24 protein-coding genes are annotated in these 24,903 nt (G+C 53.4%); 15 read left to right on the top strand and 9 right to left on the bottom strand.

Features of this window, described 5'->3' with window-relative positions; translation table 11 throughout:
• The 3 genes from ACOCF6_RS02530 to ACOCF6_RS02520 all read left to right on the top strand — a co-directional run bounded on the left by ACOCF6_RS02530 (nucleotide 1) and on the right by ACOCF6_RS02520 (nucleotide 2,338).
• On the top strand, nucleotides 1-810 hold the full coding sequence (locus tag ACOCF6_RS02530; protein ID WP_482458815.1) for a 4Fe-4S dicluster domain-containing protein: 810 nt from the start codon (nucleotides 1-3) through the stop codon (nucleotides 808-810).
• On the top strand, nucleotides 803-1,423 hold the full coding sequence (locus ACOCF6_RS02525; protein WP_482458814.1) for a formate dehydrogenase subunit gamma: 621 nt from the start codon (nucleotides 803-805) through the stop codon (nucleotides 1,421-1,423). Before ACOCF6_RS02530 ends, ACOCF6_RS02525 begins: the two co-directional genes overlap by 8 nt.
• Nucleotides 1,424-1,495: 72 nt before the next feature.
• Nucleotides 1,496-2,338, top strand: a complete 843-nt coding sequence (locus tag ACOCF6_RS02520; protein ID WP_482458813.1) for a formate dehydrogenase accessory protein FdhE — start codon at nucleotides 1,496-1,498, stop codon at nucleotides 2,336-2,338.
• 32 nt (nucleotides 2,339-2,370) lie between these two features.
• Here ACOCF6_RS02520 and ACOCF6_RS02515 read toward each other — a convergent pair whose 3' ends face one another.
• The 7 genes from ACOCF6_RS02515 to ACOCF6_RS02485 all read right to left on the bottom strand — a co-directional run bounded on the left by ACOCF6_RS02515 (nucleotide 2,371) and on the right by ACOCF6_RS02485 (nucleotide 11,504).
• Nucleotides 2,371-4,470, bottom strand: coding sequence for an HD-GYP domain-containing protein (locus ACOCF6_RS02515; RefSeq protein WP_482458812.1), 2,100 nt, complete (start codon nucleotides 4,468-4,470; stop codon nucleotides 2,371-2,373).
• Between the two features lie 6 nt (nucleotides 4,471-4,476).
• Nucleotides 4,477-4,995, bottom strand: a complete 519-nt coding sequence (locus ACOCF6_RS02510; RefSeq protein ID WP_482458811.1) for a prepilin-type N-terminal cleavage/methylation domain-containing protein — start codon at nucleotides 4,993-4,995, stop codon at nucleotides 4,477-4,479.
• Nucleotides 4,996-5,320: 325 nt separating this feature from the next.
• Entirely contained in the window at nucleotides 5,321-6,982 is a 1,662-nt protein-coding gene (gene recN, locus ACOCF6_RS02505) for a DNA repair protein RecN (protein ID WP_482458810.1), read from the bottom strand.
• A 7-nt stretch (nucleotides 6,983-6,989) separates the two neighbouring features.
• On the bottom strand, nucleotides 6,990-7,847 hold the full coding sequence (locus ACOCF6_RS02500) for an NAD(+)/NADH kinase (RefSeq protein ID WP_482463250.1): 858 nt from the start codon (nucleotides 7,845-7,847) through the stop codon (nucleotides 6,990-6,992).
• Nucleotides 7,848-7,860: 13 nt separating this feature from the next.
• Nucleotides 7,861-10,524, bottom strand: a complete 2,664-nt coding sequence (locus tag ACOCF6_RS02495) for a valine--tRNA ligase (protein WP_482463248.1) — start codon at nucleotides 10,522-10,524, stop codon at nucleotides 7,861-7,863.
• Between the two features lie 127 nt (nucleotides 10,525-10,651).
• Nucleotides 10,652-10,807, bottom strand: coding sequence for a dienelactone hydrolase family protein (locus ACOCF6_RS02490; protein ID WP_482458809.1), 156 nt, complete (start codon nucleotides 10,805-10,807; stop codon nucleotides 10,652-10,654).
• A gap of 127 nt (nucleotides 10,808-10,934) precedes the next feature.
• On the bottom strand, nucleotides 10,935-11,504 hold the full coding sequence (locus tag ACOCF6_RS02485) for an anthranilate synthase component II (protein WP_482458808.1): 570 nt from the start codon (nucleotides 11,502-11,504) through the stop codon (nucleotides 10,935-10,937).
• A gap of 418 nt (nucleotides 11,505-11,922) precedes the next feature.
• Between ACOCF6_RS02485 and ACOCF6_RS02480 the strand changes: the two genes are divergently transcribed.
• Nucleotides 11,923-13,488: an ATP-binding protein gene (locus ACOCF6_RS02480; protein ID WP_482458807.1), complete on the top strand. Its 1,566-nt coding sequence runs from the start codon at nucleotides 11,923-11,925 to the stop codon at nucleotides 13,486-13,488.
• A 37-nt stretch (nucleotides 13,489-13,525) separates the two neighbouring features.
• Here the strand turns inward: ACOCF6_RS02480 and ACOCF6_RS02475 are convergent, their stop codons facing one another.
• Complete coding sequence (locus tag ACOCF6_RS02475; RefSeq protein WP_482458806.1) at nucleotides 13,526-14,938, bottom strand: sigma-54-dependent transcriptional regulator; 1,413 nt, start codon at nucleotides 14,936-14,938, stop codon at nucleotides 13,526-13,528.
• Nucleotides 14,939-15,473: 535 nt separating this feature from the next.
• On the opposite strand from ACOCF6_RS02475, the gene ACOCF6_RS02470 reads away from it, so the two are divergent.
• From ACOCF6_RS02470 to ACOCF6_RS02425, 10 genes are all read left to right on the top strand, one after another.
• Nucleotides 15,474-15,704: a hypothetical protein gene (locus ACOCF6_RS02470; protein ID WP_482458805.1), complete on the top strand. Its 231-nt coding sequence runs from the start codon at nucleotides 15,474-15,476 to the stop codon at nucleotides 15,702-15,704.
• Nucleotides 15,705-15,752: 48 nt separating this feature from the next.
• Nucleotides 15,753-16,145, top strand: coding sequence for a response regulator (locus ACOCF6_RS02465; RefSeq protein WP_482458804.1), 393 nt, complete (start codon nucleotides 15,753-15,755; stop codon nucleotides 16,143-16,145).
• 55 nt (nucleotides 16,146-16,200) lie between these two features.
• A complete protein-coding gene (locus tag ACOCF6_RS02460) occupies nucleotides 16,201-16,449 on the top strand; it encodes a hypothetical protein (protein ID WP_482458803.1) in 249 nt (82 codons plus the stop codon).
• Between the two features lie 66 nt (nucleotides 16,450-16,515).
• Complete coding sequence (locus ACOCF6_RS02455; protein WP_482458802.1) at nucleotides 16,516-16,695, top strand: hypothetical protein; 180 nt, start codon at nucleotides 16,516-16,518, stop codon at nucleotides 16,693-16,695.
• A gap of 130 nt (nucleotides 16,696-16,825) precedes the next feature.
• Nucleotides 16,826-17,350: a cytochrome c3 family protein gene (locus ACOCF6_RS02450; RefSeq protein WP_482458801.1), complete on the top strand. Its 525-nt coding sequence runs from the start codon at nucleotides 16,826-16,828 to the stop codon at nucleotides 17,348-17,350.
• 47 nt (nucleotides 17,351-17,397) lie between these two features.
• Nucleotides 17,398-18,315, top strand: coding sequence for a 4Fe-4S dicluster domain-containing protein (locus ACOCF6_RS02445; protein WP_482458800.1), 918 nt, complete (start codon nucleotides 17,398-17,400; stop codon nucleotides 18,313-18,315).
• Nucleotides 18,312-19,646, top strand: coding sequence for a polysulfide reductase NrfD family protein (locus tag ACOCF6_RS02440; protein ID WP_482458799.1), 1,335 nt, complete (start codon nucleotides 18,312-18,314; stop codon nucleotides 19,644-19,646). The genes ACOCF6_RS02445 and ACOCF6_RS02440 overlap by 4 nt, the downstream gene beginning before the upstream one ends.
• A gap of 85 nt (nucleotides 19,647-19,731) precedes the next feature.
• Nucleotides 19,732-20,496 carry a cytochrome c3 family protein gene (locus ACOCF6_RS02435; protein WP_482458798.1) on the top strand — a complete coding sequence of 255 codons (765 nt, stop codon included), beginning with the start codon at nucleotides 19,732-19,734 and terminating at the stop codon, nucleotides 20,494-20,496.
• 53 nt (nucleotides 20,497-20,549) lie between these two features.
• Nucleotides 20,550-21,398 carry a cytochrome C gene (locus ACOCF6_RS02430; protein ID WP_482458797.1) on the top strand — a complete coding sequence of 283 codons (849 nt, stop codon included), beginning with the start codon at nucleotides 20,550-20,552 and terminating at the stop codon, nucleotides 21,396-21,398.
• Nucleotides 21,399-21,450: 52 nt separating this feature from the next.
• Nucleotides 21,451-22,002 (top strand): menaquinol oxidoreductase, encoded by a 552-nt coding sequence (locus ACOCF6_RS02425; RefSeq protein WP_482458796.1) that lies wholly within the window; start codon nucleotides 21,451-21,453, stop codon nucleotides 22,000-22,002.
• 76 nt (nucleotides 22,003-22,078) lie between these two features.
• On the opposite strand, the gene trpE is transcribed toward ACOCF6_RS02425, so the two are convergent.
• Nucleotides 22,079-23,554: an anthranilate synthase component I gene (gene trpE, locus ACOCF6_RS02420; RefSeq protein ID WP_482458795.1), complete on the bottom strand. Its 1,476-nt coding sequence runs from the start codon at nucleotides 23,552-23,554 to the stop codon at nucleotides 22,079-22,081.
• A 160-nt stretch (nucleotides 23,555-23,714) separates the two neighbouring features.
• On the opposite strand from trpE, the gene ACOCF6_RS02415 reads away from it, so the two are divergent.
• Complete coding sequence (locus ACOCF6_RS02415) at nucleotides 23,715-24,659, top strand: chemotaxis protein (RefSeq protein ID WP_482458794.1); 945 nt, start codon at nucleotides 23,715-23,717, stop codon at nucleotides 24,657-24,659.
• The last annotated feature ends 244 nt before the right edge of the window (nucleotides 24,660-24,903 follow it).

Raw genomic sequence — 24,903 nt, 5'->3', positions numbered from 1 at the left:
ATGGCTGACACGATCAAGGCAGAAAACAGGAAAGGCTTGTTGGTTGATACCTCGCGCTGCATCGGGTGCCGATCATGCCAGGTGGCCTGCAAACAGTGGAACAAGCTGGAGGCGGACGCCACCTCCAACAAGGGGACCTTCGAGAATCCCCGGGATCTGACGCCGGCGCTGTTTAACCGGATCAGATTCGTCGAACAGGCCGGCACAACGGGAGCTTCGGGTGTTGCCGGAGATATGACCTGGCGATTTCTCAACGAACGTTGCATGCACTGCGGCGACGCAGGCTGCATGAAGGTCTGCCCGTCACCGGGAGCACTGTACCGCACCAAGGACGGCATCGTGTCCTATAACAAGGAGAAATGCATCTCCTGCAAGTACTGTGTCTCGGCCTGTCCCTTCAATATCCCGCGCTATGATGCCGATGACAAGGTGTCAAAATGCCATCTCTGTTTTGACCGGATCGGCGGCGGCATGACACCGGCCTGCGCCAAGGCCTGTCCGACCGAAACACTGAAGTTCGGCAAACGGAGTGACCTGATCGCCAAGGCCACTGCGGCCAAAAAGCAGCTCTACGGAGTGGACAGCCTCAACGGACTGGGGGTGGTCTATGCCCTGGAAGGGCCACCGGAACAGTATGGCCTTCCGAAAAACCCCAGTATTCCAATGTCGATCTTCCTCTGGAAGGATGTCATCAAGCCGCTGGGTATCCTGGGTTTCTGGGGAAGCATCGGTGCCGTACTGCTGCACTATGTGACCATCGGCCCGAAAAAGATCGAGGAAGACAACGGAAAGGAGGCTCACCATGAGTAGCAGATATATCGACCGTTTTTCAACCAAGGAGCGGGTGCTGCATTGGTTTGTCACCCTGACGTTCTTTTCTCTGCTGCTGTCCGGCCTGGGACTGTATTCGCGCCTGTTTACCGGCTACTTCAACCTGTTCGGCAGCGGCAGCAACGCCATCCTGGTTCACAAGATCGCCGGGGTACTGTTCTTCTTCAGTTCATTGATCCTGTTCCTGCATAACCGTGCCCGGGTGACTGAATTCAATGAGGATGACCGGGAATGGGTCCGCTCATACGGCGGCTATCTTTCAAAAGATGATGTGCATCTCAAGGTGGGCAAATTCAACGCCGGCCAAAAGATGTTCGCGGTGTTCATCGGTGCTGCCACCGCAATTCTGGGGGTGACCGGGCTCTTTATCTGGCTGCCGCTGCTGTTTCCGCGCTGGATCGTGCAGGTGTCACTGATGCTGCACGGTCTGATGTTCGTCGGTTCGATCATGTTTGTGGTGGTGCATGTCTATCTGGCCACCATCGGCAATCCGGGGACGCTGGAGGCCATGCTGTGGGGTCGGGTGTCACGCGCCTGGGCCAGACATCATCATCCTGATTGGTATAAGGAGACGACTGGAGAGAATCCGTAATATACTGAAGCCAGTGAGCTGAAAAGAGGCGGCTTCGGCCGCCTTTGTTTTGTATCCAAAAGGGGAGACACCATGGCCACAGCCAGCTGCAAGATCGCCTGTCTGCAAGAGGCAGCATTGAAATCACCCGAATACGCTGAAATCGTCCCGCTCTTTATCGATCTGTTTCAATATATCGACGCAGCCGGAGCGGATACGGGCATCACCTTCCGGTTCTCCCGTGAGCGTCTGCAGGAAAGGATCGAAAACGGCTTTCCGCTGCTTGCGCACGATAGTCTGTTTGTTGATACTGTTACCTGCACAGCTTTTCTCAAGGGCGCACTGCAGGTGCTGGCCCGTGCCGGAAGGGAAGGGGGGGCGGAGCTGGAGATGATCGGGCAGGCCCTGGAGAGCGGATCCATTCCGCTGGAAGCGCTCTTCAGATCGATCCTGGAGCGGAATCGGACCGTTGTGGATGAGGTGGCACGTGCGATCGGGGTATCTGCGCCCCTTCTGGAATATGTCTGTGAGATACCGTTTAATACCGCCCTGGAGCAGTTCTCTGCGGCTCTTGCTCCGGATGTCTGTACAGGCTGGCAGGAGGGCTATTGCCCGGTGTGCGGTTCGCGGGCCGGCATGGCTGAACTGTCCGGGGAGGAAGGCAGGCGCTCCCTGTGCTGTTCGGCCTGCAGCTTCCGATGGCCGTATAAACGGCTGCAGTGTCCGTTTTGCGGCAACGACGAGGTGGAAACGCTGTCATATTTTGTGGCCGGCGAGGGGGCCACACGGGTGGACACCTGTTCGGCCTGCAGCCGCTACATCAAGACGCGGGATTCCCGCAAGGGCAATGCTGATGTGCCGCTGGACGTGGAGGACCTGCTGACGATCCATCTGGACCTGCTGGCGGTACGGGAAGGCTTCGAACGGGGAAAGTAGGGTGCGCATGCGGAGCGGAATGGTATGCCGGTTTATGTATGTGCAGGCGGCTGAAGAGAGTCCAGGAACGCCAGCACAACAGCCGGATCGAACTGCTGCCCCGACCGCTCTTCGATATACGCAATGACGCGATCCGCTTCCCAGCCAGGCCGGTACGGGCGATCTGACATCAAGGCGTCGTAGACATCGGCAACAGCCAGGATGCGGGCGCCCAGCGAGATCTCATTACCCGCCAGCCCAAGCGGATACCCCTCGCCGTTGTATTGCTCATGGTGCTGGGCCACCATGGGAATGATCTCCCGATAGAACGGGATCGGTTCCAGAATTACGACCCCCTTGGCCGGGTGTTCCTTCACCAGGGCAAATTCCTCGTCCGTAAGCCGGCCGGCTTTGTCCAGAATATATCCGGGGACACCGATCTTGCCGATGTCATGCAGGAGTCCGCCCCGATGGATCCGTTCGAGTTCCAGCGGGGAAAGCCACATCTGTCGTCCTATCTGCAGCGCAATTTCTGTTACCCGTTCGGAATGCCCTGAGGTCCAGTGCGAATTGGCGTCAACTGCCCTGGCCAGTGCGGCCAGCGTCCCCCAGTTGAGTTGATCCAGTTCCTTGACCAGTTCGGCATTGGCCATTGCAATCGCGACCTGGTCGGCAATCTGCCTGGTACGCAGCAGGTCTTCCCGGTGTTGTGCAGGCCCATGGCGGTAAGCGATGGCCAGCACACCCTTCAGAACCCGGTGGAGATGGATCGGCACAAGCGCGAAAGCGGTAAGATCAATGCCTCCCATGGCAGCCAGCAGACCGGCAAATTCGCCGTTTCGCTGCAGCAGGGAATTCTCGGGCAGCGTTTCCAGGCGCAGTCGCTCTGCGGTGGAAAAGGGCACTCTGAGCGGATCGGTATTATTTGTTCCGCTCAGATACGCAGTTACCGTATCCTGAGAGTCAGGCTCCAGCAGAAACAGGGCAACCTGATCGCAGGTGATGACGTTCTGAAGGTTGTCAAGGACTGCCGCAATGATTTTATCCCGCTCCAGTGCTGACAGGATGGTCCGGATAATGCTACCCATTTCCGACAGGGAGTTGAACTGCGTCTGCAGATGTGTCGACATGGTATTGAACGAATGGGCCAGCTCTTCAAATTCGTCGCCGCTGTTTATCTCAACCCGGCTGACAAGGTCACCCTGGCTGATCTTGCCGGTGCCTTCCCTGAGTTTTTTCAGCGGAATCAGGCTGCGGCGGATATAGACACTGCTGAGATACAACACCACCAGCAGGGTCAATGCCATAACCAGTGTGAACGTTCTTGTGAATGTATTGAGCTCAGCCAGGGCTTCACTTTTTGTTTGACTCAGCAGTACGGTCCAGTCATCGGAAAGAAAGGCTGCCTTGAGAAAAATGGAACGATAATTAGACAGCCAGGTTCCTTCGTCATCGTGCCACTCGAACTGGCCGGATGCCGATGTTCGCAGCCCCTCCCTGACACGTGCAATAACGCTGAGGGAAGGACTTCGGGAACTGTACAGCTGGTTGCCTGCGCCATCGACAATGCTCACTTCCGTTAGCGGTGGCAGGGTCTCGCTGACCAGTCCCCACAGATATTCACAATCAATTTCTCCTACCAGCAGGCGCGCTGCTGATTTTTCACCAGGGCTGGCGACGGTCATAAAAATCCGGCCAGCGTCTTTCTCCCCAGTCCCTACAGAGACCATGGCGCTTCCAGAAACAAGCTTCTTTAGGGATGCGTCACTGAGAGGGGGCAGAGGGCAGGTCTTGCCGGAAATGGTGATAACGCTGGAACGATCTTCAATCAGGGATAGAGCTATAAAGTGCGGCGGTAGGGAGATGCTGCGATCTCGTGTCGAAGGCCTGAAGCGGTGGAGTGCTTCACGGTCTTGGGATGTGCCCAGTGCATCAAGATCGGCCTTGAGGAAGTTTAATCCCTCAACAATCGACATGCCGACATTCTTGCTCGCAAGGTGCAGTCGATGGTGGGTTGCTTTCTGAAGTGTACCGGAAACCTGATAGATGGAAAGTGCGCCGAGGGTCACTATCGGCAGCATGGCACAGAGGATGAAAAGCCCCAGGATCCGGCGGGCCACCATGCTGCGCAGATAGGGGATGGACAGTTTCATGTCGGTTTAGTAGCCGGATGCCAGCCCGACATAGGCACCATTATTTGCGCGGATGATATCGTCCTGGCTTTTCTTGGCAGTCAGAGGTGACACGCTATCACCATCTGGTCCCACGCTGTAGAGGTCATAATCGGAGTTTATCGGCACCAGGTTTTTATCCTTGCGAAGTTCGCCCTTCCCTTTGCTGTCCCGCTCGGCAATATTGAGATACTCGTAAGGCCTGCCCCAGGGGTCAAGCAAGACTGCTTTATTCAACTCCCCCAGATTTTTCGGATAGCGCATGTTGTCGGCATAAAAACGGTTGATATCCACTTCCAGGCCCTTGATGTCAGCTATGGCGGTGTTCACACGTGCTTTTTCAACATGTCCTTTATAGGCAGGGATGGCGATGCTGGCCAGAATGGCAATGATAGCAACAACGACGAGTAGTTCCAGGAGGGTCATGCCTCGCTTGAAAGCTGTTGATAGCTTTTTTGCCGGAATTACGTTGCATATCGGTAATTCTTGATTAACTTCAGGCCGCATGTCTTTTCCTTCCCCTGTAACACTCACGAGTACCGCGAAAACTCCTACGGGGCGATTTATCAGATAACAAAAATATAGTTACCCGGTGTTGGGTGAGTTGACTTCGATTGTTGATAGTAGCAAGTTGCTGACCAAGAATCTAATAAAAATTTGGCGCATAAATGTTAAATAATAACAACATAATGGCTTTGCAGGATAGTTTGCAGGACGTTATGGAGTGATGCACAAACCGCCGTATATGGCGGAACTGCATTATAATGAGGGGGGCAGGCGAGATGATAAGGATCGGTTCACTCTTCCGGAGTCATTTTCGGCGGCACGTTATTTATTTCTGAGACGCTGCCAGCATTTCGGCAGCATGGGCCAGGGCCGAGTCGGTAACCTTTTCCCCGGCCAGCATGCGGGCGATCTCGCGGGTACGCTCCGTGCCGTCCAGAACCGTTATCCCGGTGGTGGTTCTGCCGCCCTGGACCTGCTTTTCAACGCGCAGGTGCTGATCCGCAAAAGAGGCCACCTGGGGCAGATGGGTGATGCACAGCACCTGCTGGCGGGCGGCCACATTCTTCAGCTTTCTGCCCACCAGTTCTGATGTTGCGCCGCTGATGCCGGTGTCGACCTCGTCAAAGACCAGGGTCGGGACATCACCTTCGGGCAGGACCTGCTTGAAGGCCAGCATCAGGCGGGAAAGCTCGCCACCTGAGGCGATCTTGGCCAGCGGTCGCGGCGGTTCACCCAGGTTGGGGGAAAAGAGAAACTCGACCCGTTCGAAACCGGTTGTGCGCGGTTCTGTCAAGCTCTCCAGCGCCGGCTCGACAATCGCACCTTTCATGGCCAGTTGATGGGCTTCCGTTTCCAGGGCCTGCTGCAGTTTGGCCGCATATTTTGTGCGCCGGGCCGTCAGGTCTGCTCCGGTTTTGCGGAGCTGCTCCCACAGTCCGTCCCGCTCCGCCTCCAGCTTCTGCCGGTCGTGTTCGCGGCCGCGCAGCTCTTCCAGTTCCGAGTCGATCTGCTGTTTAAAGGCCAGGACCTCTTCTACCGATACCCCGTACTTCCGTTTCAGGCGACTTATCTGATCCAGACGGTCATCGGCCTGCTGCAGGGCGGCCGGGTCGGACTCCACGCGGGTCGTATAATCGCGCAGGCTGATGGCGGAATCCTCCAGCTGCAGGTAGGCTTCCTCCAGAGCTGCGGCCAGGTCTGCCAGGCCATGATCGATGCCGGCGATCTCCCGGATCGAGGCGCTGATGCGGCGCAGTTGGCCGAGTATGGCGCCGTCACCGCCGTAGAGCACCTCGAAAGCCTCGCCGCTGACGCTGCTCAGTTTCCCGGCACTGGCCAGAATCTGGCGCTGCTCTTGAAGCTCTTGCTCTTCACCGGCCTTCAGGCTGGCCGCAGCGATCTCCTCGGATTGAAACGAAAGCAGATCCAGCCTGCGGGCGGCCTCACGCTCCTGCGTATCCAGGTTTTCCAGCCGCTCGACGATGCTGTTATGCGATCTGAAGATCCCTGCAAATTCCTCGCGCAGGGCGGTTGTGCCGGCAAAGGCATCCAGCAGGGCCAGCTGATTGTCCGTCCTCAGCAATGTTTGGGAGTCGTGCTGGCCGTAGATATTGATCAGGCGGCCGGCAATGTCGGTCAGCAGCGCCAGCGTGGCCATGCTGCCGTTGATGAAAATCCGGTTCTTGCCGGAGCGCGAGATCGAGCGCTTGACCAGCAGTTCGGCGCCGGCTTCCAGGCCGGACTGCTCCAGGATCTCCTGGATTTCCGGCCGCCCGGAGATGTCGAAGATGGCTTCAACTGCCGCTTCGTCAACCCCCGAGCGGATCAGGTCCACGGAGGCGCGGCCGCCCATGATCAGGCCGACGGCATCGATGATGATCGATTTGCCGGCGCCGGTCTCGCCGGTCAGGACGGTCAGGCCAGGGCGCAGGCTCAGGTGCAGGCTGTCGATGATGGCAATATTTGTGATGGACAGGTCGGTCAGCATGGAGGTCTCAGCGCTCCCCCCATTTCAGTTTTGTTCGCAGGATTTCGAAATATTCGCGGCTGCGTGACATGACCAGGGCCGTTGTTTCAAGGGCTTTGCGGATCTCCACCGAATCCCCTTCGCGCAGTTCAAAGCCGACCTGGCCGTCCAGGGTCAGGTAGACCTTTTCATCGAAGGAGGAGGCCACGGTGATGGAGATGGTCGATTCGTCCGTGACCACGATCGGACGGTTGGTCAGGGTGTGCGGACAGATCGGCGTGATGACGATGCAGCTCATCAGGGGATGGATGATCGGGCCGCCGGCCGACAGTGAGTAGCCGGTGGAGCCGGTGGGGGTCGAGACGATCAGGCCGTCGGCCTTGTAAGTGGTCAGGAAGTGGCGGTTGACCTTGGTTTCCAGGTCAACGATCCGGGCCAGGGCGCCCTTGTTGATGACCATGTCGTTCAGGACCGTGCACTTCTCGATCTCCTGCCCCTCACGATGGAGCGTGACCTCCAGCATCATCCGTTCGGAAACGCGCGGATTGCCTTCCAGGCACTTTTCCAGGCGGGAGTAGAGCTCTTCCAGGGTGATCTCCGTCAGGAAACCGAGGCTGCCCAGGTTGACCCCCAGGATGGGGACGTCCCTGCCGCTGAAGAGTCGGGCTACCGAGATCAGCGTGCCGTCGCCTCCCAGTACCACGACCAGTTCGGCCTGGTCACGAATATCCTCTTCCGAGAGGGCCTTCCGGCTGCCGAGATGGCTGGCCAGCTGCGCACCGAGCAGAGGCGTGCAGTCCCGCTTTTCCAGCCAGGTGATCAGGTCACTGGCGACCCCCAGGCAACGGGGGTCATGGACCTTGGCAAATATGGCGACGTTCTGGATCTGCATGGGTCACCTACTTCAGGTTTCGGATCTTATCAAGGCTCTCTTCAAGTACGAGCTTCTTGCCGTTCACTTCGGCCAGTTTCAGGCGCTCCTTGGCAACAATCTCGGCCGGAGCCCGGTCAACGAAGGCCGGGCTCTCCAGCTTTTTGGAGAACATTTCGATCTCTTTCTCGATCTTGCCGATCTCTTTCAGCAGGCGCTGCTCCTCGGCTTCCACATCCACCAGGCCTTTCAGGGGCACATAGATCTGGATGTCTCCGGCCACCTGGATCGAGGCGTCCTGCGGCTGTTCGATGGCACGGCCGATGGCCAGATCCGAGATGCGGACCAGGCCGAGGATGGCGCCTTCGTTGTGCTTCATCAGGCGCAGGCTCTCCTCGCTGCCGCAGGACAGAATGACGGCGATTTCCTTCGAGGGAGGCACCTCCATCTCGCCGCGGATGTTGCGGATGCCGCTGATGACCGCCATGACCCGTTCCATGTCAGCGGCCGCTTCGGGATGTTCCCGGAACCGGCACGGCTCCGGCCAGGCGGCTTGCATGATGGTGGGAGTCTCTTGTTTCCCGGGCAGCGCCTGCCAGATCTCCTCGGTGATGAACGGCATGAAGGGATGCAGCAGGCGCAGCAGGTTCTCCAAGGTATGCCAGAGCACGTAGCGGGTGACGAGCTTGCGCTCCAGGTCGTCGCCGTACAGGGCCTTCTTGGACAGCTCCAGGTACCAGTCGCAGAACTCGCTCCAGGTGAACTGGTACAGCCCCATGGCAGCCTCATTGTAGCGGTACTCCTCCAGGGCCTTGGCTGTTTCGCGGGCGGTCTCGTTCAAGCGGTGCAGGATCCACTTGTCCCCCTGGGACAGGTTCAGCTCATCGGGATTCACGCTGTCGGGATCGAAGCCCTCCAGGTTCATCAGGGTGAAGCGGGCCGCGTTCCAGACCTTGTTGCAGAAATTGCGGTAGCCGGCGATGCGGTCCTCAGCCAGCTTGATGTCGCGCCCCTGGGCGGCAAAGGCCGCCAGGGTGAAGCGGAAGGCGTCGGTACCGTACTGTTCGATAATTGTCAGCGGGTCAATGACATTGCCCTTGGACTTGGACATCTTCTGCCCCTGTGCGTCACGTACCAGGGCGTGGATGTAGACGTCGGTGAAGGGTACCTCGTCCATGAAGTGCAGCCCCATCATCATCATGCGGGCCACCCAGAAGAAGAGGATGTCGAAGCCGGTCACCAGGCACGAGGTCGGGTAGAAGCTGGCCAGTTCGGCAGTCTTCTCCGGCCAGCCCATGGTGGAGAAGGGCCACAGGGCCGAGGAAAACCAGGTGTCCAGCACATCGGTCTCCTGACGGATCTCGTCGCTGCCGCATTTCGCGCAGGTGGTCGGGTCCTCCATGGATACGGTGATCTCGCCGCAGTGGTCGCAGAACCAGGCTGGGATGCGGTGACCCCACCAGATCTGGCGCGAGATGCACCAGTCGCGGATGTTTTCCATCCAGTCGTAGTAGGTGTTTTCCCACTGCTTGGGGAGGATGCGGGTTTTGCCGTCCTTGACGGCCTGCAGGGCGCGCTCGGCCAGCGGGGCAACCTTGACGTACCACTGCAGCGACAGGTAGGGTTCCACCACGGTCTTGCAGCGGTAACAGCCGCCCACGGACATAGCATGGTCGTCGATCTTTTCCAGCAGTCCAGCCTCTTCCAGTTCGGTGACGATGCGGGTGCGGGCGGCAAAGCGGTCCATGCCCTCGTACTGGTGGCCGGCTGAGTTGACGACACCCGATTCGTCGAAGATATTGATCCTGTCCAGGCCGTGGCGCAGGCCGACCTCGAAGTCATTGAAGTCGTGGGCCGGGGTGATCTTGACCACGCCGGTGCCGAACTCCAGTTCCACATACTCATCGGCTACAACCGGGATCTCGCGATTGATCAGCGGCAGGATGACCTTTTTGCCGATCAGATGCCTGTAGCGTTCGTCCTCCGGGTGGACCGCCACGGCCGTATCGCCCAGCATGGTCTCGGGGCGGGTGGTGGCAACGACAACATAGGTTCCCGGTTCTCCGGCCACCGGGTAGCGGATGTGCCAGAGGTGTCCCTTGTGGTCCTCATGTTCGACCTCGATGTCCGAAAGGGCTGTGTGGCAGCGCGGGCACCAGTTGATCAGGCGGTTGTCGCGGTAGATCAGTCCGTCCTGGTACAGTTTGACGAAGACGGTGCGCACCGCTGTGGACAGTCCTTCGTCCATGGTAAAGCGTTCACGTTCCCAGTCGCAGGAGGCACCCAGGCGCTTAAGCTGGCCGATGATCTGGCCGCCTGATTCGGCCTTCCATTTCCAGACCCGCTCGATGAAGGCTTCACGCCCCAGATCATGGCGGTCAGTCCCTTCGGCCGCCAGTTGGCGCTCGACCACGTTCTGCGTGGCAATGCCGGCGTGGTCGGTGCCCGGCATCCAGAGCACGTTATAGCCCTGCATCCGTTTCCAGCGGCAGAGGATGTCCTGTAGAGTATTGTTGAGGGCGTGTCCCATATGCAGGGCGCCTGTGACATTGGGGGGCGGGATGACGATACTGTACGGTTTCCTGTCGGACGTGGCGGCGGCATGGAAATAGCCTTTACCTTCCCATTCGGCGTACCATCTCTTTTCAACGTCGTGCGGTTCATATCCTTTTGCCAGTTCTCTGCTCATAATTGCGTCGTTACCTTTTCGTGTTTGTGTGTGCAAGAGTGACACTATAAAAAAAACAGGGGGATTATGCAACCTCCCCCTGACTAAATACCGCTATTTATTTGAATACCTGCAGTATGACTGCTAGATACTACCTGGAGATCTCTGCAAAGAAGACCTTCATGGCCTCCCATGAGCGCCTGTCGGCCTTTTCGTTATAGGCGGCGCCCTTGCTGTTGTCTGTGCCGGCGGTGGTGTTGGTGAAGCTGTGAACGGTATTGCCGTAGTTGAACGAACTGCCAGCCAACTCCGCCCTTAGGTGCGTTAATTGATTCTGGGTTTACTCACATTAAGATGTTTCTGATCTGTGACAAAAAAAGGTACTTCTCGCGAAGTACCCGAATGTTTGCAGCCATGACAGTGGCAATGGATCATCAGCGACTAATATCGAGGAAGTTCTGCAGCAGATCCATGCCACCTTCGGTCAGAATTGATTCGGGATGGAACTGTACCCCCCAGAGGGGCAGAAGCTTGTGCCGCAAACCCATGATCTCGCCATTCTCGACCCAGGCGGTGGTCTCCAGGCAATCGGGCAGGGTGGGGCGGTCAACGATCAGCGAATGGTAACGGGTGGCTTGAAAAGGATTGGGCAGTTCTTTGAAAAGTTCTTTGCCGTCATGGTGAATCGGCGAGGTTTTTCCATGCATGAGCGATGAGCTGCGCACAACATTGCCGCCGAAGGCGGCACCAATGGATTGATGTCCAAGGCAGACGCCCAGGATGGGAATTTTACCGGCAAAATGTGTGATGGCCGCAACAGAGATCCCGGCCTCCTCCGGTGAACAGGGTCCGGGAGAGATGACCAAGCGGGCGGGTTGAAGTGCTTCTATCTCCGCCAGGCTGATCTTGTCATTGCGATGGACCTGCACCTCTTCGCCCAGCTGGCAGAAATACTGGACAATATTGTAGGTAAAGGAGTCATAATTATCGATCATCAGGAGCATGATATTTTATAACCTATTGAAATTTATTAGATGTGTGTTGCTGTTCCACATGGTTCGCACGGCACTTTAACATCAATTCACTGCAACAAACTGCATTAAGGCAAAATATAGTCGTATTAGCGTTTAAACTCAAGTGATTCTGACATGCTCACGGGGGTGGATACTTGAATGCAGCATTGAGATCGTGGAGGGGAACTTCCGGCAGCATTGTTCAACATCAAGATGACAGGTTTCTGTTTCAGCGCGTTTTGCTGCAAAAATACTTTATAAGATCGCAAACAAACACCGATGTTGAGTGATAGACTATGCTGGGTGCGCCTCGCAAGGTACCGCTTGGACATTGCTTGACTCATATGTCCAAAAGCGCTATACATCAGGCCTTATTGTGTATACATAACTTTCCCCAAGGATACCTCACGTGAAACAAGGTTTCAGTCTGATAACCAAGATTACCTTGATCACCTCGCTGATTCTGGTCGGATTCATGGCGCTGCTTGACCAGATCAATAATCGCCACTCCCGCAATGCCATGATTCATTATGCCGTGTCCAATGCCGACCAGGTTGCCGAGATTATCAATCACAGCACGTATAACGCCATGATGAAGAATGATAAGGAAAATCTCAATGAAATGATCAAGCAGATCGGCCAAAGCAATGCAATCAAGCATATCCGCTTGGTAGACAAGTCGGGCAAGGTATTTTACTCCAGCACACCAAAAGAGGTCGGCAGAATTCTGGATAAAAATGCCGAAGCCTGTACCATGTGCCATAAATCCGATGACAACCCCAGGCAGTATGCAACATCGATGAATCGCAGTCGCGTCTTTACCGATCAGGATGGCATTGAGGTGCTGGGTTTTACCAAAGCCATTTACAATCAGCCGAGTTGTGTTGCCGCTGCATGTCACTTCCATCCCAAAAATCACAGTATTCTTGGAGTGTTGGATATTATTATATCTCTGGAAGATATGAACAATGAATCCAATATCTACCGGATGCAGTTCTTTATTTTTACCTGCTTTCTTCTCGTGTTCATCGGCATTCTGATAAATTTTCTTATTCAGAAAATGGTCAATACGCCCGTAAAACTATTGATGAAACATGCCAATCAGGTGGCATCGGGAAATCTCGATGTAATGGTTTCTGCTGTATCGCATGATGAACTGGGAGAACTTTCGGAATCGGTCAACAAGATGACAGTCAACCTGAAAACCGCGCAGGAAGAGCTGAAAGAGTGGGGCAGCAGCCTGGAGCAAAAGGTCGAAGAGCGCACCAGGGAAATCAAACAGATTGAACAGCATCTGCGCCGCTCTGAAAAGCTGGCGTCACTGGGAAAACTGGTGGCCGGAATCGCCCATGAGATCAACAACCCGCTGACAGGGGTGCTGCTGTACTCTTCCATTGTAAATAGTGACAAGCGCCTGGATAGTGATCTTAAACCGGATATAGAGAAGGTCATCTCTGAGAGCCGCCGCTGCGCAGATATTGTCTGCAGGCTGCTCGAATTTTCCCGTGAGTCGACACCCCACAAGGAAGCAGTATCCCTGAACTCGCTGATTGATAAGGTACTGGATCTAATTCACAACCAGCCAAGCTTTCATGACATCACCATAGAAAAATGCTATGCCGATGACCTGCCAAATGTTCTGGTTGACCTGGGGCAGATGCAGCAGGTGTTCATCAATATCATGCTGAATGCCAGTCAGGCCATGTCCGTAGGGGGAGGCACCCTGACGATTACAAGCTACCTCTCCGATGACCGCTCGTTCGTCTGTGCAGAATTTTCGGATACCGGATGCGGGATTTCAGAGGAGGATCTTGCCCATATTTTTGATCCCTTCTTTACGACAAAATCCGAAGGAACCGGTTTGGGGCTTTCCATTTCGTATGGGATTGTAGAAAATAATGACGGGAAAATCGAAGTGAAAAGCAGGCTTGGGAAAGGGACAACCTTTACGGTACTGCTGCCGGTGCACGATTAATTCGCTGAAACCTGAAAATACATCAAGATGCGGTTGGTTATTTATCTGTCATTGACCTGATTGAAATGCCGAGTCGTTTCAGCATGCCTTGAAAATTAGGTCGCAGTATCCCGGTCTCTTCAGCAGCCCGGGTAACATTCCAGTTGTTACGCTCCAGTGCGTTCATGACAAAGGCCTTTTCAATAGTCTCTACCGATTTGCCCCGTATATGCCGCTTCATCTCTTTCAACTCTTCCGCGCTGGTCGGAACATAGCCTCCTGGGGTAGATTCCTGCTCTTCTCCATCAGCAAGCTCAAGGTCATCCTTGCTGATGATATCTCCCTCAACCAGAACAACGGCACGTTCAATGGTGTTCTCTAGCTCGCGAACATTGCCGGGGAATGGATACTCTTCGAGAAAAGCCAAGGCATCGGGGGCGATTCCGCGAATTTCCTTGCCGATCTCGGCCGTGTATTTCTTCAGGAAATGGCTGACGAGCAGCGGGATATCGCTCTTGCGCTCCCGCAGCGCAGGAAGTTCAATCGGAATGATATTGAGTCGAAAAAACAGGTCCTCACGGAACGTACCGTTTGCAACCATGGTTTTCAGGTTCTTGTTGGTTGCAGCAAGCAGATGGATATTGATAGGAATCGGCTGGGTACTGCCAATCGGCGTGACCTGGCGTTCCTGTAAAACCCTGAGCAGTTTTGCCTGGGTTGCTAAACTGATGTTGGAAATCTCATCCAGAAACAGTGATCCGCCGTCGGCAACCCGGAACAGCCCCATTTTGGTCTGAATCGCACCGGTAAATGAACCCTTGACGTGGCCGAACAGTTCACTTTCGAGAAGATTCTCTGCAAGTGCCGTGCAATCAACCGCTACGAAGGGCTGTTCACGACGCGGGCTGTTTCTGTGGATGGCACGGGCGACCAGCTCTTTTCCGGTGCCGCTCTCACCTGTAATCAACACAGTGCTGTCCGTCGGCGCTACCTGGATGATCCGACGATATACCTTCTGCATTTCACGGCTTTCACCGACGAATGAATCAAAACCATGGTGACTGGAAATCTCTTTTTTTAGGTAGATTTCATCTACCATGATCGTTCGCAGTTCTAAAGCCCGTTCAATTTTTTCATGTATCTGGTCAGGGGTAAACGGCTTGGCGATATAATCGATGGCACCATTTTTCATTGCCTCCACAGCCGTGTCTACCGTTGCGTACCCAGTAATCATGATTACGGGAATATCGGGTTGGAGGGCCTTGACCGCTTTCAGGACTTCTATGCCGTTCATTCCCGGCATCTTCAGGTCCGTAATGATCAATCCAAAATCTTTTTCCTGTAAACGTTCAAGAGCAATGTGACCACTCTTGCATGTTTCTACTTCGAATCGGTCCCCTTGCAGAATACGTTGAAGGCCGTCACGTATAACTGATTCATCGTCTATAACAAGGATGACAATCTTTTCCATTTTAAACTTCCTCCACCCGTATACAAAAGCACCGATAGCAACTGAAAGTGCCAATTTTTGAAAGCGATTATTACTCCTGTTTACACTATAAAGTCAATATTTTACTGCTCTTTTTGATTTAACAGGTCAGATCGAATCTGCTGTTAATGGATCGACGGATCCATCAAAAGTGAGCCATATATACAAAGGAAAGGTTCAGCTGTTTCTTTACTGGTGTATAGAATTTATATGCATACAACTGCCGCACGAAACAGTAATATTGCGTAACAATAACAGTATGTTGTGCTGACAGTCCATTTTTTGGCTGCACGTGCAATTGTATACAGTCAGTATACTTGTCGCCCTCCCTTCGCCACCTGACCCACCCTAAAACAATGACCGCTTAATTTAATTATCTAGTAATTCATGCTTGTTACGTACGTAATTGCGCGCTGAAGCCGTGTTGGCACACTCAGTGCTTTAGTATCAGTAGAGAGCATGCTGGCTCCCAGGAAGTAGTCAGGAGTTACGCAATCTGTATGAAAAGGAGACTGCCATGAAAACCATACTAACATTCGTACTGTCACTGCTGGTAACCGGAACCTATGCATTGGCTTCCGAAGGCGCCGGAATTGAAGGGCTGGGGCTGGTGACAACATTCTTCATAGCCTTTGGTGTATTGATCGTCATGTTCCAGTTCATTCCCGGACTTATGCTTCTGGGCGGGATGCTCAAAGGTATCTTCTCGCCGGCCGACAAGAAGGCACCGGTTGCCAACAGCAAATAAGCAGCTTCGCAACCGGCCAGTGAGACTGGGTTCACGGGGGGAATTACCATGCAAGAACCAGGACTCCTCATAGTAGATGAAGACATAGAGTGTCGAACACAGATGGCGGATATGTTCACCGAAGATGGGTATCGTGTAACGGCCACCAACTCTATCGCAGGCGCATTGTACAACATTCTCAAGAAGACGGTGCAGGTAGTATTGCTTGGAACTAAATTTGAAGAGTTTACAGCGGCCGACATCATCCCGCTTCTGAAACAGTGCAACCGCAAGCTTCCGATAATCGTCGTTTCGGCAAATGCCTCCCTGCCGCAGGTCCGCAGGTTGAGAAGTGAAGGCATCTTTTATCACGCTTTGAAACCGGTCGACAGTGAAGACTGTGAAGAGATCCGCCAGGCTGTGCACTGTGCCTTCAAAAACTTGCGGCTCCATCCGGCGTAATGCAATTTATTTCTGCATCTGACATACGCAGATATCCCACAAAAAGGAGATTACCATGAACGTGAAACAAACTTTGACAGCAGTGTGCAGTGCCGTTGCCCTCAGCCTCGCAACCAGCACCGGGGCCTTTGCCTCAGCGGGTGTAACCAACAAGGTTTTTGTAAGCGGCCCCCTGATTCTGCTTTTTCTCGGCTTCTGCGCCCTGGTGGTGGTTGTTCAGTGCATTCCGTCAATCATTATGCTGTATGGCATGATCAAAGGTGTTGCCAGCGACAAGGAAAAAGCAACCGTCAACGCCAGGTAATGCAAACATATTTATCGGACCAAGCGTCTGTAACATTAGAATTTACAAGAAGGAAGGAGATGTAACATGAATCAATTATTGTCATCAGTTGGCGAGGTCAAGGAAGTTTTTACCATGGTCGATTATTACCAATATATCAAAAGCGTGGAATACCTTATCTGCGTGGCCTTTTTTGTCGGGTTTCCCATGTTTTACCGCTACATAAATAAAAGGGAAGAAACTGTTGTCTCCGATACCGTTCATTAGGCCAAATTTCGTCGCGTAACACTCAGCAGCGATAGAAAATGCACACGCCTGACTGAATTACGGCGTGTGCAGCCATATTGTATATACGATAAATTAGAGCTTACTCAGCATGTAAAGGAGAACGCCAGTTATGCAAACTACAGGGTTCTGGTTCGCCGGAGTAATGGTCATTATGTTGCTAGTCGCAGTTCCGGGCACCAGCCGGGGGATATCCGTTCCGGACACGGTTATCCTGAACGGTCAAAGCAAGCTGTATGAGCCATTCAATTTCAACCATGCCAAGCATATCCAGCTAACGAAGGAATGCTCCGATTGCCATCATCATACCACCGGAACGCTGGTGCAGGATCCCAACTGCATCAGGTGTCACCGTAACAGCGGCGAAACGAAGGAAGTCTCGTGCAAGGGCTGCCATCGGGCAGATCCTTTCTCGGCAGCAGCCATCAAGGAAAAAGATCCGAAAGCCTATCATCTTGATAAGCCAAGCCTCAAGGCGGCCATGCATCGGAACTGTATTAGCTGTCATGAAAAATCAAACGGACCGGTTGGCTGTCAGGATTGTCACCAGCGCACAAAAGCTGGAGACGCCTTCTATAACTCGGGGACTTTTGCTCCCAAAAACAAACCGGCCAAGAATGGACACGGCGGCCACTGACAGACAGCATATACGGAATAAGCACATACGAACTGAAGGAGAATATCATGAAACGTAGAGATTTTCTGAAAGGCTGTCTGATAAGTGGAGCAGCGGCCTCTCTTGGCACTGCATCCAAGAGCTGGGCGGTCGGTTCCTTCGAAGGATACCCGGATGCAATGGGGGTTCTGGTGGATACAACTCGCTGTATCGGCTGCCGGAGTTGTGAAGCGGCCTGCAACAAGGAGCAAAAGCTTCCCGAACCGGATCTTCCGTTTGACGACACCTCAGTATTTGAAAATAAACGCAGAACCACTGAAAAGGCGTATACCGTTGTAAATCGTTATGAGGCCGCTGACGGTCAAAAACCGCCCTATCGTAAAATGCAGTGCAATCACTGCAATGAGCCTGCCTGTCTGACGTCCTGTTTTGTCAACGCCTATACAAAAACCAAAGAAGGTGCCGTAATCTATAACGGCAAAGTTTGTGTGGGATGCCGTACCTGCATGGTCGCCTGCCCATTCAATATACCGGCCTACAGTTATTCCAGCGCCATCAATCCTCTCATAAAAAAATGCATTTTCTGCTACGACACCCGCCTGAAATTCGGCAAGCCGCCGGCATGTGTCGAAATATGTCCCCAGGAAGCGCTTACCTTCGGTCTTCGCAATGACCTGATAAAGCTCGGCCACGAACGGATCAGGGCTACTCCGGACCGTTATTATGATCATGTATATGGTGAAAAGGAGTTGGGCGGTACCAGTTGGCTGTATCTCTCCAAGGTGCCGGCCGAAAAAATCGGTCTGGATGAAACCGTCGGCAACGAACCGATAATTTCGAACGTCAAGGAATTCCTGGGGATGGTACCGATGGTACTGACCATCTGGCCGGCACTCTTTTCCGGGATCCACCTCCTCGCCACACGCAACAAGGACCACGGTGATGATCACCATAACCATTCTGATCAGGAGGATGGCAAACAATGAAAACTTTGATCGCAAGTGGGGCAGTAACGGTTGATTCGCTTCAAAAATCGCCCGGTCGAAACTGGACCATCATGGAGAAGCTTTTTCTCGGTCTGTCGCTGCAGCAATACATCGGGCAGGCCTTACGGAATCCGCTCAACTGGATTTTCGGTATTATCTTTGCGATTGGCATACCGATAATCATCGGCCGCTTTATTTTCGGTCTTTCCTGGGTAACGCACAGCTCCAATGACTACGCCTGGGGATTGTTTCTCGGCTTTGGTCTGTTCGGCATGGTGCCGCTCTCGTCATCAGGATTTCAGCTTGGCACAGCCTGCGAGCTTTTCGGGCGGCATGATCTGGAACCGATCGAACGCCTGGGACTCCTGAATGGTCTCCTGGGATACTTCTTCGCTGTCGTGTTTCTGATGTGCGATCTCGGGCAGCCATGGCGCTTGCCGTATCCGATGGTCGTGTCGTTCGGGCCGGCAGCAGTACTCTTCCTGGTTGCCTGGCATGTTTCCACCTATCTGTCAGTGCAGATCGCCGAGGTTTCCACCGCGTTTTTCGAATGGATCGGTTTTCCGGCCGGCAAGCGTGGCATAAAACGCATTACCCTGGGGCTTACCGTATCCGGCATCATCCTCTCAACCCTGCACCAGGGAGCCCTTGGTGCCCTTTTCACCTATGCACCGGGTAAGGTTCATCCTCTCTGGTATTCGTCATCGTTCCAGTGGATACACTTCTTTGTCTCATCACTGCCCGGCGGGCTCTGTATGGTGATTACTGTCAGCACGATTGCCAGCAAAACCATGTCATGGCGTTTCGACAAAAGATTCAGGGACAGCCTGGATCGTATAACGATTTCATTGGCTAAAGGCGCCAGTATGGGGCTTGCAACCTACCTGACCATCAAATTGGTGAGTATTGCCCATGATAATAAGTGGGGATATTTTGCAACCGGTTGGGGACAATGGTACCTGGTTGAGATCATGATCGGTGTCGTCATTCCGATGGTATTGTTTGCGTATGCCATCCGCAACAAACATATGGCAATTATTCGTTTCAGCGCTTTCCTCGTCGTGATCGGAATATTCCTGAACAGACTTAATACCGCTCTCATTACTTTTAACTGGAAGCTGCCCTACCGGGAGATTCCACACTGGAGAGAATTTGTCATCTCACTGACGGTGTACTGCATTTACATTGTGGTATATCGTTTTATACTCTACAGACTTCCGATCTTTTACCAGTGGCGGACAGCGGAAGCCGTTGCACCAGCCTATGCTACCGCTACTGTTACTGAAACAGAAACAAAGGTTCTCACAAACACGGAATTGCTTACATCGTAATTATTGATGTGCCGGTACATGGGGGCTTGGCCCCCATGTTGCTTTGTAGCTGCTGCATACCAGATCTATTGACAGGAGACCGATCATGAAACTGCGCTGGATAGTCCTCACAGCAGCGATAATGTGCTGTACCATCCCCGCCGTGGCGCTTGATATCAAGGACAAAACATTTACCACGGAAAATGCCGGTAAGGTTGTGTTCAGTCACGCCTCTCACTTAAAGAAGAAGAATGCCAAAACTCCAAACATCAGCTGCAAATCCTGTCACAATGATGCCATGAAAAAGGGCGTCCATTATACCATGGCTCAAATGGGCAAGGGGCTGTCGTGCGGACAGTGTCACAATGGAAAACAGGCTTTTGCACTGGCAAAGTGCACCGCATGTCACAAGGTTAAGGATGTCATTTTCAAAGTCAAAGAAACCGGGCCCGTTGCATTCAAGCATTCTGTCCATCTTGCGAAAAACCCGCAATGCAGCTCATGCCATAACGCACTGTATAAAACAGGTCCCAATCCGCGGGTAAGCATGAACTCCATGGAAAAAGGGAAATCCTGTGGTGCCTGCCATAACGGCAAAAAAGCATTTGCCTTATCAAACTGCACCAAGTGTCACCCGGTCAAAGAACTCACCTTTGTTGATAAAGATGCGGGAAATGTCACGTTCAGCCACACATCCCATCTAGGCATGTATAAATGCGGCGAGTGCCATACAAAACTTTTTGCGACAGCCAGGAGTAAAGTCAGGGTTTCAATGAAAGAGATGGAAGAAGGTAAGTCGTGTGGCGCGTGCCATGACGGAAAAGCAGGATTTACCGTGAAAGAGAATTGCGCCACCTGCCATAAGATGTAATGGCGTAGCGGGGCGCGTTTCCGGACGCGCCCCGACTTGCGGAGGATATTATCATGATCAGGACTCTTGCAGGCAGAGCTCTCGTTCCCGTTGGACTGGCGGTCACCGGTTTTGTCGTGGTCTGCTTTCTGCTCCTCTATTCTGCTGTCAAAAATGTCGTGACGCGTGATGCGGTCAACCATGCCGCAAATCTGGCCGATACGGTATTGAAGTCGACCCGCTATGCAATGCTCAAGTCAGACCGGGAAACTCTCAGCACGATTGTCAGCAATATCGGCGAACAAAAGGGTGTTGAACATGTGCGGATATTCAATAAAAAAGGGGTTGTAAATATCTCGGCGCATACGGATGAAATCGGCCGCTTGCTGGACAAGAAGGCCGAGGGGTGCATCGGCTGCCATGCCGCAGATACTCCGACTACAAAACTTGGAAGAATGGAGCAGGCCCGTACCTTCAGGAACAAGGAGGGTACGGAGGTAATAGCCATCACTGCCCCGATCTACAACGATCCCCAGTGCTCAAATGCCGCCTGTCATTTCCATCCATCTTCGCAAAAAATACTTGGAACGCTGGATATCGGGCTCTCACAGGAGATGATGACCGCAACACTGGCTTCGATCAGAAATCAGATGATTCTCTTTACCCTGATGATTCTCATTCTCACGGTCGGGGGTGTAACCGCCATTTTGAGAAGGAGCGTTTTTCTCCCGATGCAGGAACTGGAAGTTCTGGCTCGTCAGGCTGAGGACGATGAAGACATCCCTGCATCTCGATCACGCCTGCCGCGTGAGCTTGACAGGATTGCCAATTGCATATATAAACTGCACCAGAAGTTTCGCAGCACACAGGGGAAATCGAGCGGTTCAACAATCGATACTACAGTGGCGAGACAAGATGAATAAGAGTTGTTTTCTTGTGCATCCGGATACAACTTTTCAAAGGCGATGACCTGCAATGAAGCCGTGTGATGACGACAACCAGCCGGCGTTTACAAGCGGCACGGAAAGTAGCCGTGTTGAAGCTGTCCGCATAGCTGTCGAAGCAGACATCAAAAGGCTCAAGCGCTTTGCAAACAGGGGCTTATGGGCCTTTTCTCTGTTTCTGGTTGTCTGTATGCTGGCGTGGCGGGATTTCCCCATATTGCCCTTGCCCGACAAGGTTGTAGCCGCTCTTGGTCCGCCGCCATCATCTCAAATGATCAGCATGCTATTGCTGATCTACACCTTTTCAGCAATCATTCTCAGCTTGTCGCGCATGATGGGGAATATTGAGCATAAAAGCAGTTTCTGCCATGTGGGCTATCTGGCAGGATTTTTCCTGTTCTACCACTTCGCCAAGGAGCTGGACAACAACTACTGGGCGGTTTTTGGTGCAGGTATTACAATTCTGGGCGTCGAGAGTTACCGGATCTGGACTTTCTGCTCCGAGGCCATTTCGAAGAAAAACGAACAATTGGCTTTCATAATCAGGACAGGCCGCGTCCCGATCGAAGAAGAAGCACTTTGAATTGATCTTCCCTCCTGAAAAACCGCAGTACCCCCCAGAGGTTTGTTTGATGTTGATGTAGCATTCTGGTGTTTTGCTATTCGAGCCCCTTCTCAGCCAGTTCTATGGCTTTCATTACGGCCATCCCCTTGTTGACCGTTTCCTGCCATTCGGAAGCCGGGTCTGAGTCGGCTACCAGTCCGGCCCCGGCCTGAAGGTGTACCTTGCCGTTCTTGATCACCAGGGTGCGGATGGTGATTGCCAGGTCCATGTTGCCTGAAAAAGAGAAGTAGCCTACCGCGCCGCCGTAAATTTCGCGCCGCACAGGTTCCAGTTCGTCGATGATCTGCATGGCGCGCACCTTGGGGGCACCGGACAGAGTGCCGGCCGGAAAGGTGGCCCGTACCAGGTCGAAAGCGTCCCGGTTGTCTTCCAATTGGCCCTGCACGTTGGAGACTATGTGCATCACGTGCGAATACCGCTCAACGACCATCAATTCCGAAACCGTGACCGACCCGGTGGTGCAGACCCTGCTCAGGTCATTCCTGCCCAGGTCAACCAGCATGACATGCTCTGCCCGTTCCTTGGGATCGGCCATCAATTCATTTGCCAAATCTTCATCTGCTTCAGCGGAAGAACCCCGAGGACGGGTTCCGGCGATGGGGCGCAGTTCGACGCGACGTCCCTCCTTGCGAACCATTACCTCCGGCGATGCGCCGGCGATGACAGTGTCGTCCAGACGCAGGAAGAACATGTATGGTGACGGGTTGAGAGTGCGCAACACGCGGTAGATGTCAAAAGGATCTGCGGAGAGATTTCCGCTGAAACGCTGGGAGAGCACGACCTGGATGATATCGCCGGAGCGGACGTATTCCTTGGCTTTTTCAACAGAGGCCTCGAACTCTTCCCTGCTCACGTTGGAGCGGAGCTCAACCGCTTTTCCGGAGGGTGGAGCAATCCCGGTCGGCAGTGGCACGCGCAACCGTTTTATTATGGCCTCGATGTTTTCTGCAGCTTCCTGGTACGCTTGTTCGGGGGTTTTGTTCCCATCCAGATGGGCATTGGATACTACCTTGATTTTCTGGCTGACATTGTCAAAGATCACGATGGTATCGGTAATCAGAAAGTAGGAGTCGTAGGCGTCAAGCTCAGCCGGTCTGTTGCTGGGGAGATGTTCGAAATGCCGCACCATGTCATATCCGAGATATCCAACTGCTCCGCCGAAAAAGCGGGGGAGTCCTTCCACCTCTACCGGGGTGTAGCGTGCCAGGGTCGTGCGGATGCAGTCCAGAGGATCCTCGGCAATGATCGAGGTCGTGGTGCCGTTTGTTATGATTTCAACTGTATTGCCTTTCGAGCGGATAATTGTCGAAGGGTTTGAGCCGAGAAAACTGTAACGGGCCCACTTCTCTCCCCCCTCAATGCTTTCCAGCAGAAAGGAAAATCGGCCGTCATCGAGTTTTTTGAAAGCAGTGACTGGTGTGTCCATGTCGGCCATGATCTCGCGGTAGACCGGAATCAGGTTGCCTTGTGAGGCGAGTTTCTGAAATGCTGCAATATCGGGGAAATACATCGGTAAACTCCGTTGTCGAGCTGCATTGGAATCGAAAAAAACTAGCACAGGCGCCCCGGAGAGTCAAGCGAAGCAGGCTTAGGCTGTACGGCATTTTTGCCATTTGAATTTACAGGTTTCATGGTATAGTTTCAAAATCAAACAGTAAGGGGTCTTATTCATGAAACAGTCCAATATCTTGTTGGAAAGTGACACCAATGAACTGGAAATTGTCGAGTTCAGAATAGACGAGATGGACTGGCATGGCAACGTGGTTCCCTGTTATTATGGTGTCAATGTTGCCAAGGTGCGCGAGATTATCCGACTGCCTCAGATCTCCCGGGTAGTCAATGCCAAACCGGGCGTTGAAGGCATGATCCAGCTGCGTGACAAGGTCATCACGATTATCAACCTGGCACAGGTGCTTGGCAAGGAAACCGGTGAAATGGTTGCCGACCGGGTGGTTGTGCTGGAGTTCAACAATCTTATGGTGGGTGTTCTGGTGCATTCAGTCTCCCGCATCTACCGGATTTCATGGAAAAACGTCGAGCCGCCGTCAAAGTCTGTGCATAGCGATCAGGTGACCGGATTGGTCAAGATGGATGACCGCATTATCCTGGTACTCGATTTTGAGAAGATTGTCGGAGAACTCTGTTCGGAAAGTGCGCTCAGGCCGATAAACGATGTGGAATTGCTGGAGCGTGCCTCCAATGCGAACCGCACAGAGAAGACCGTGCTTGTGGCTGACGACTCGTCATTTATCAGGAACACCATGTGCAGCACCCTGCGTGGAGCCGGATATACCGTGGAAGAAGCTGAAGATGGTTCCGTGGCCTGGGATATGATTCAACAAAAGCTGGCGCTCTGCGAGAAGAACGGTACCGATATCAGGCATGAGTTGAGTCTGCTGATTACCGATGTTGAAATGCCTCAGATGGATGGTCTGCATCTCACCTCGCTGGTCCGCAAGACCGACGCGCTTAAGGATGTTCCTATTGTGATCTTTTCCTCCCTGGCATCCGAAGACAATAAGCGGAAGTGGGTCGGTCTGGGTGCCAATCACATCTTGACCAAGCCCGACCTTCCCAACCTGGTGAAGGTAGCCGACGAACTGGCGGTGTATTAAGTTTGTCGGAACCAGGATATTTGCTTGACATATATTTGAGAGCTGTGATTTATTGGAAACCATGAAAACCAATCGCTACTTTAGTGCCTTTTCCTTTTACTTCTGGTTCGGCTTTTATTTTAAGCCGTCTGCCCGGGTAGAGGTGTAAGCGCGAAGAAGCGGTCACATCACAACCACAATACCGGGGCGGACGGAAGTCTCCCCGGTTTTTTTGTGCTGTGCCATATGTACAGCAGTCAAAGAT

It is taken from the genome of Geobacter psychrophilus (assembly GCF_056821595.1).
This window is presented reverse-complemented; position numbering and strand designations above follow the sequence as displayed.

Bases quoted from the DNA above. Each gene is read 5' to 3' on its own strand.
- ACOCF6_RS02530 (WP_482458815.1), top strand. From the start codon at position 1: ATGGCTGACACGATCAAGGCAGAAAACAGGAAAGGCTTGTTGGTTGAT.
- ACOCF6_RS02525 (WP_482458814.1), top strand. From the start codon at position 803: ATGAGTAGCAGATATATCGACCGTTTTTCAACCAAGGAGCGGGTGCTG.
- ACOCF6_RS02520 (WP_482458813.1), top strand. From the start codon at position 1,496: ATGGCCACAGCCAGCTGCAAGATCGCCTGTCTGCAAGAGGCAGCATTG.
- ACOCF6_RS02515 (WP_482458812.1), bottom strand. From the start codon at position 4,470: ATGAAACTGTCCATCCCCTATCTGCGCAGCATGGTGGCCCGCCGGATC.
- ACOCF6_RS02510 (WP_482458811.1), bottom strand. From the start codon at position 4,995: ATGCGGCCTGAAGTTAATCAAGAATTACCGATATGCAACGTAATTCCG.
- recN (WP_482458810.1), bottom strand. From the start codon at position 6,982: ATGCTGACCGACCTGTCCATCACAAATATTGCCATCATCGACAGCCTG.
- ACOCF6_RS02485 (WP_482458808.1), bottom strand. From the start codon at position 11,504: ATGCTCCTGATGATCGATAATTATGACTCCTTTACCTACAATATTGTC.
- ACOCF6_RS02475 (WP_482458806.1), bottom strand. From the start codon at position 14,938: ATGGAAAAGATTGTCATCCTTGTTATAGACGATGAATCAGTTATACGT.
- ACOCF6_RS02470 (WP_482458805.1), top strand. From the start codon at position 15,474: ATGAAAACCATACTAACATTCGTACTGTCACTGCTGGTAACCGGAACC.
- ACOCF6_RS02465 (WP_482458804.1), top strand. From the start codon at position 15,753: ATGCAAGAACCAGGACTCCTCATAGTAGATGAAGACATAGAGTGTCGA.
- ACOCF6_RS02460 (WP_482458803.1), top strand. From the start codon at position 16,201: ATGAACGTGAAACAAACTTTGACAGCAGTGTGCAGTGCCGTTGCCCTC.
- ACOCF6_RS02455 (WP_482458802.1), top strand. From the start codon at position 16,516: ATGAATCAATTATTGTCATCAGTTGGCGAGGTCAAGGAAGTTTTTACC.
- ACOCF6_RS02450 (WP_482458801.1), top strand. From the start codon at position 16,826: ATGCAAACTACAGGGTTCTGGTTCGCCGGAGTAATGGTCATTATGTTG.
- ACOCF6_RS02445 (WP_482458800.1), top strand. From the start codon at position 17,398: ATGAAACGTAGAGATTTTCTGAAAGGCTGTCTGATAAGTGGAGCAGCG.
- ACOCF6_RS02440 (WP_482458799.1), top strand. From the start codon at position 18,312: ATGAAAACTTTGATCGCAAGTGGGGCAGTAACGGTTGATTCGCTTCAA.
- ACOCF6_RS02435 (WP_482458798.1), top strand. From the start codon at position 19,732: ATGAAACTGCGCTGGATAGTCCTCACAGCAGCGATAATGTGCTGTACC.
- ACOCF6_RS02430 (WP_482458797.1), top strand. From the start codon at position 20,550: ATGATCAGGACTCTTGCAGGCAGAGCTCTCGTTCCCGTTGGACTGGCG.
- ACOCF6_RS02425 (WP_482458796.1), top strand. From the start codon at position 21,451: ATGAAGCCGTGTGATGACGACAACCAGCCGGCGTTTACAAGCGGCACG.
- trpE (WP_482458795.1), bottom strand. From the start codon at position 23,554: ATGTATTTCCCCGATATTGCAGCATTTCAGAAACTCGCCTCACAAGGC.
- ACOCF6_RS02415 (WP_482458794.1), top strand. From the start codon at position 23,715: ATGAAACAGTCCAATATCTTGTTGGAAAGTGACACCAATGAACTGGAA.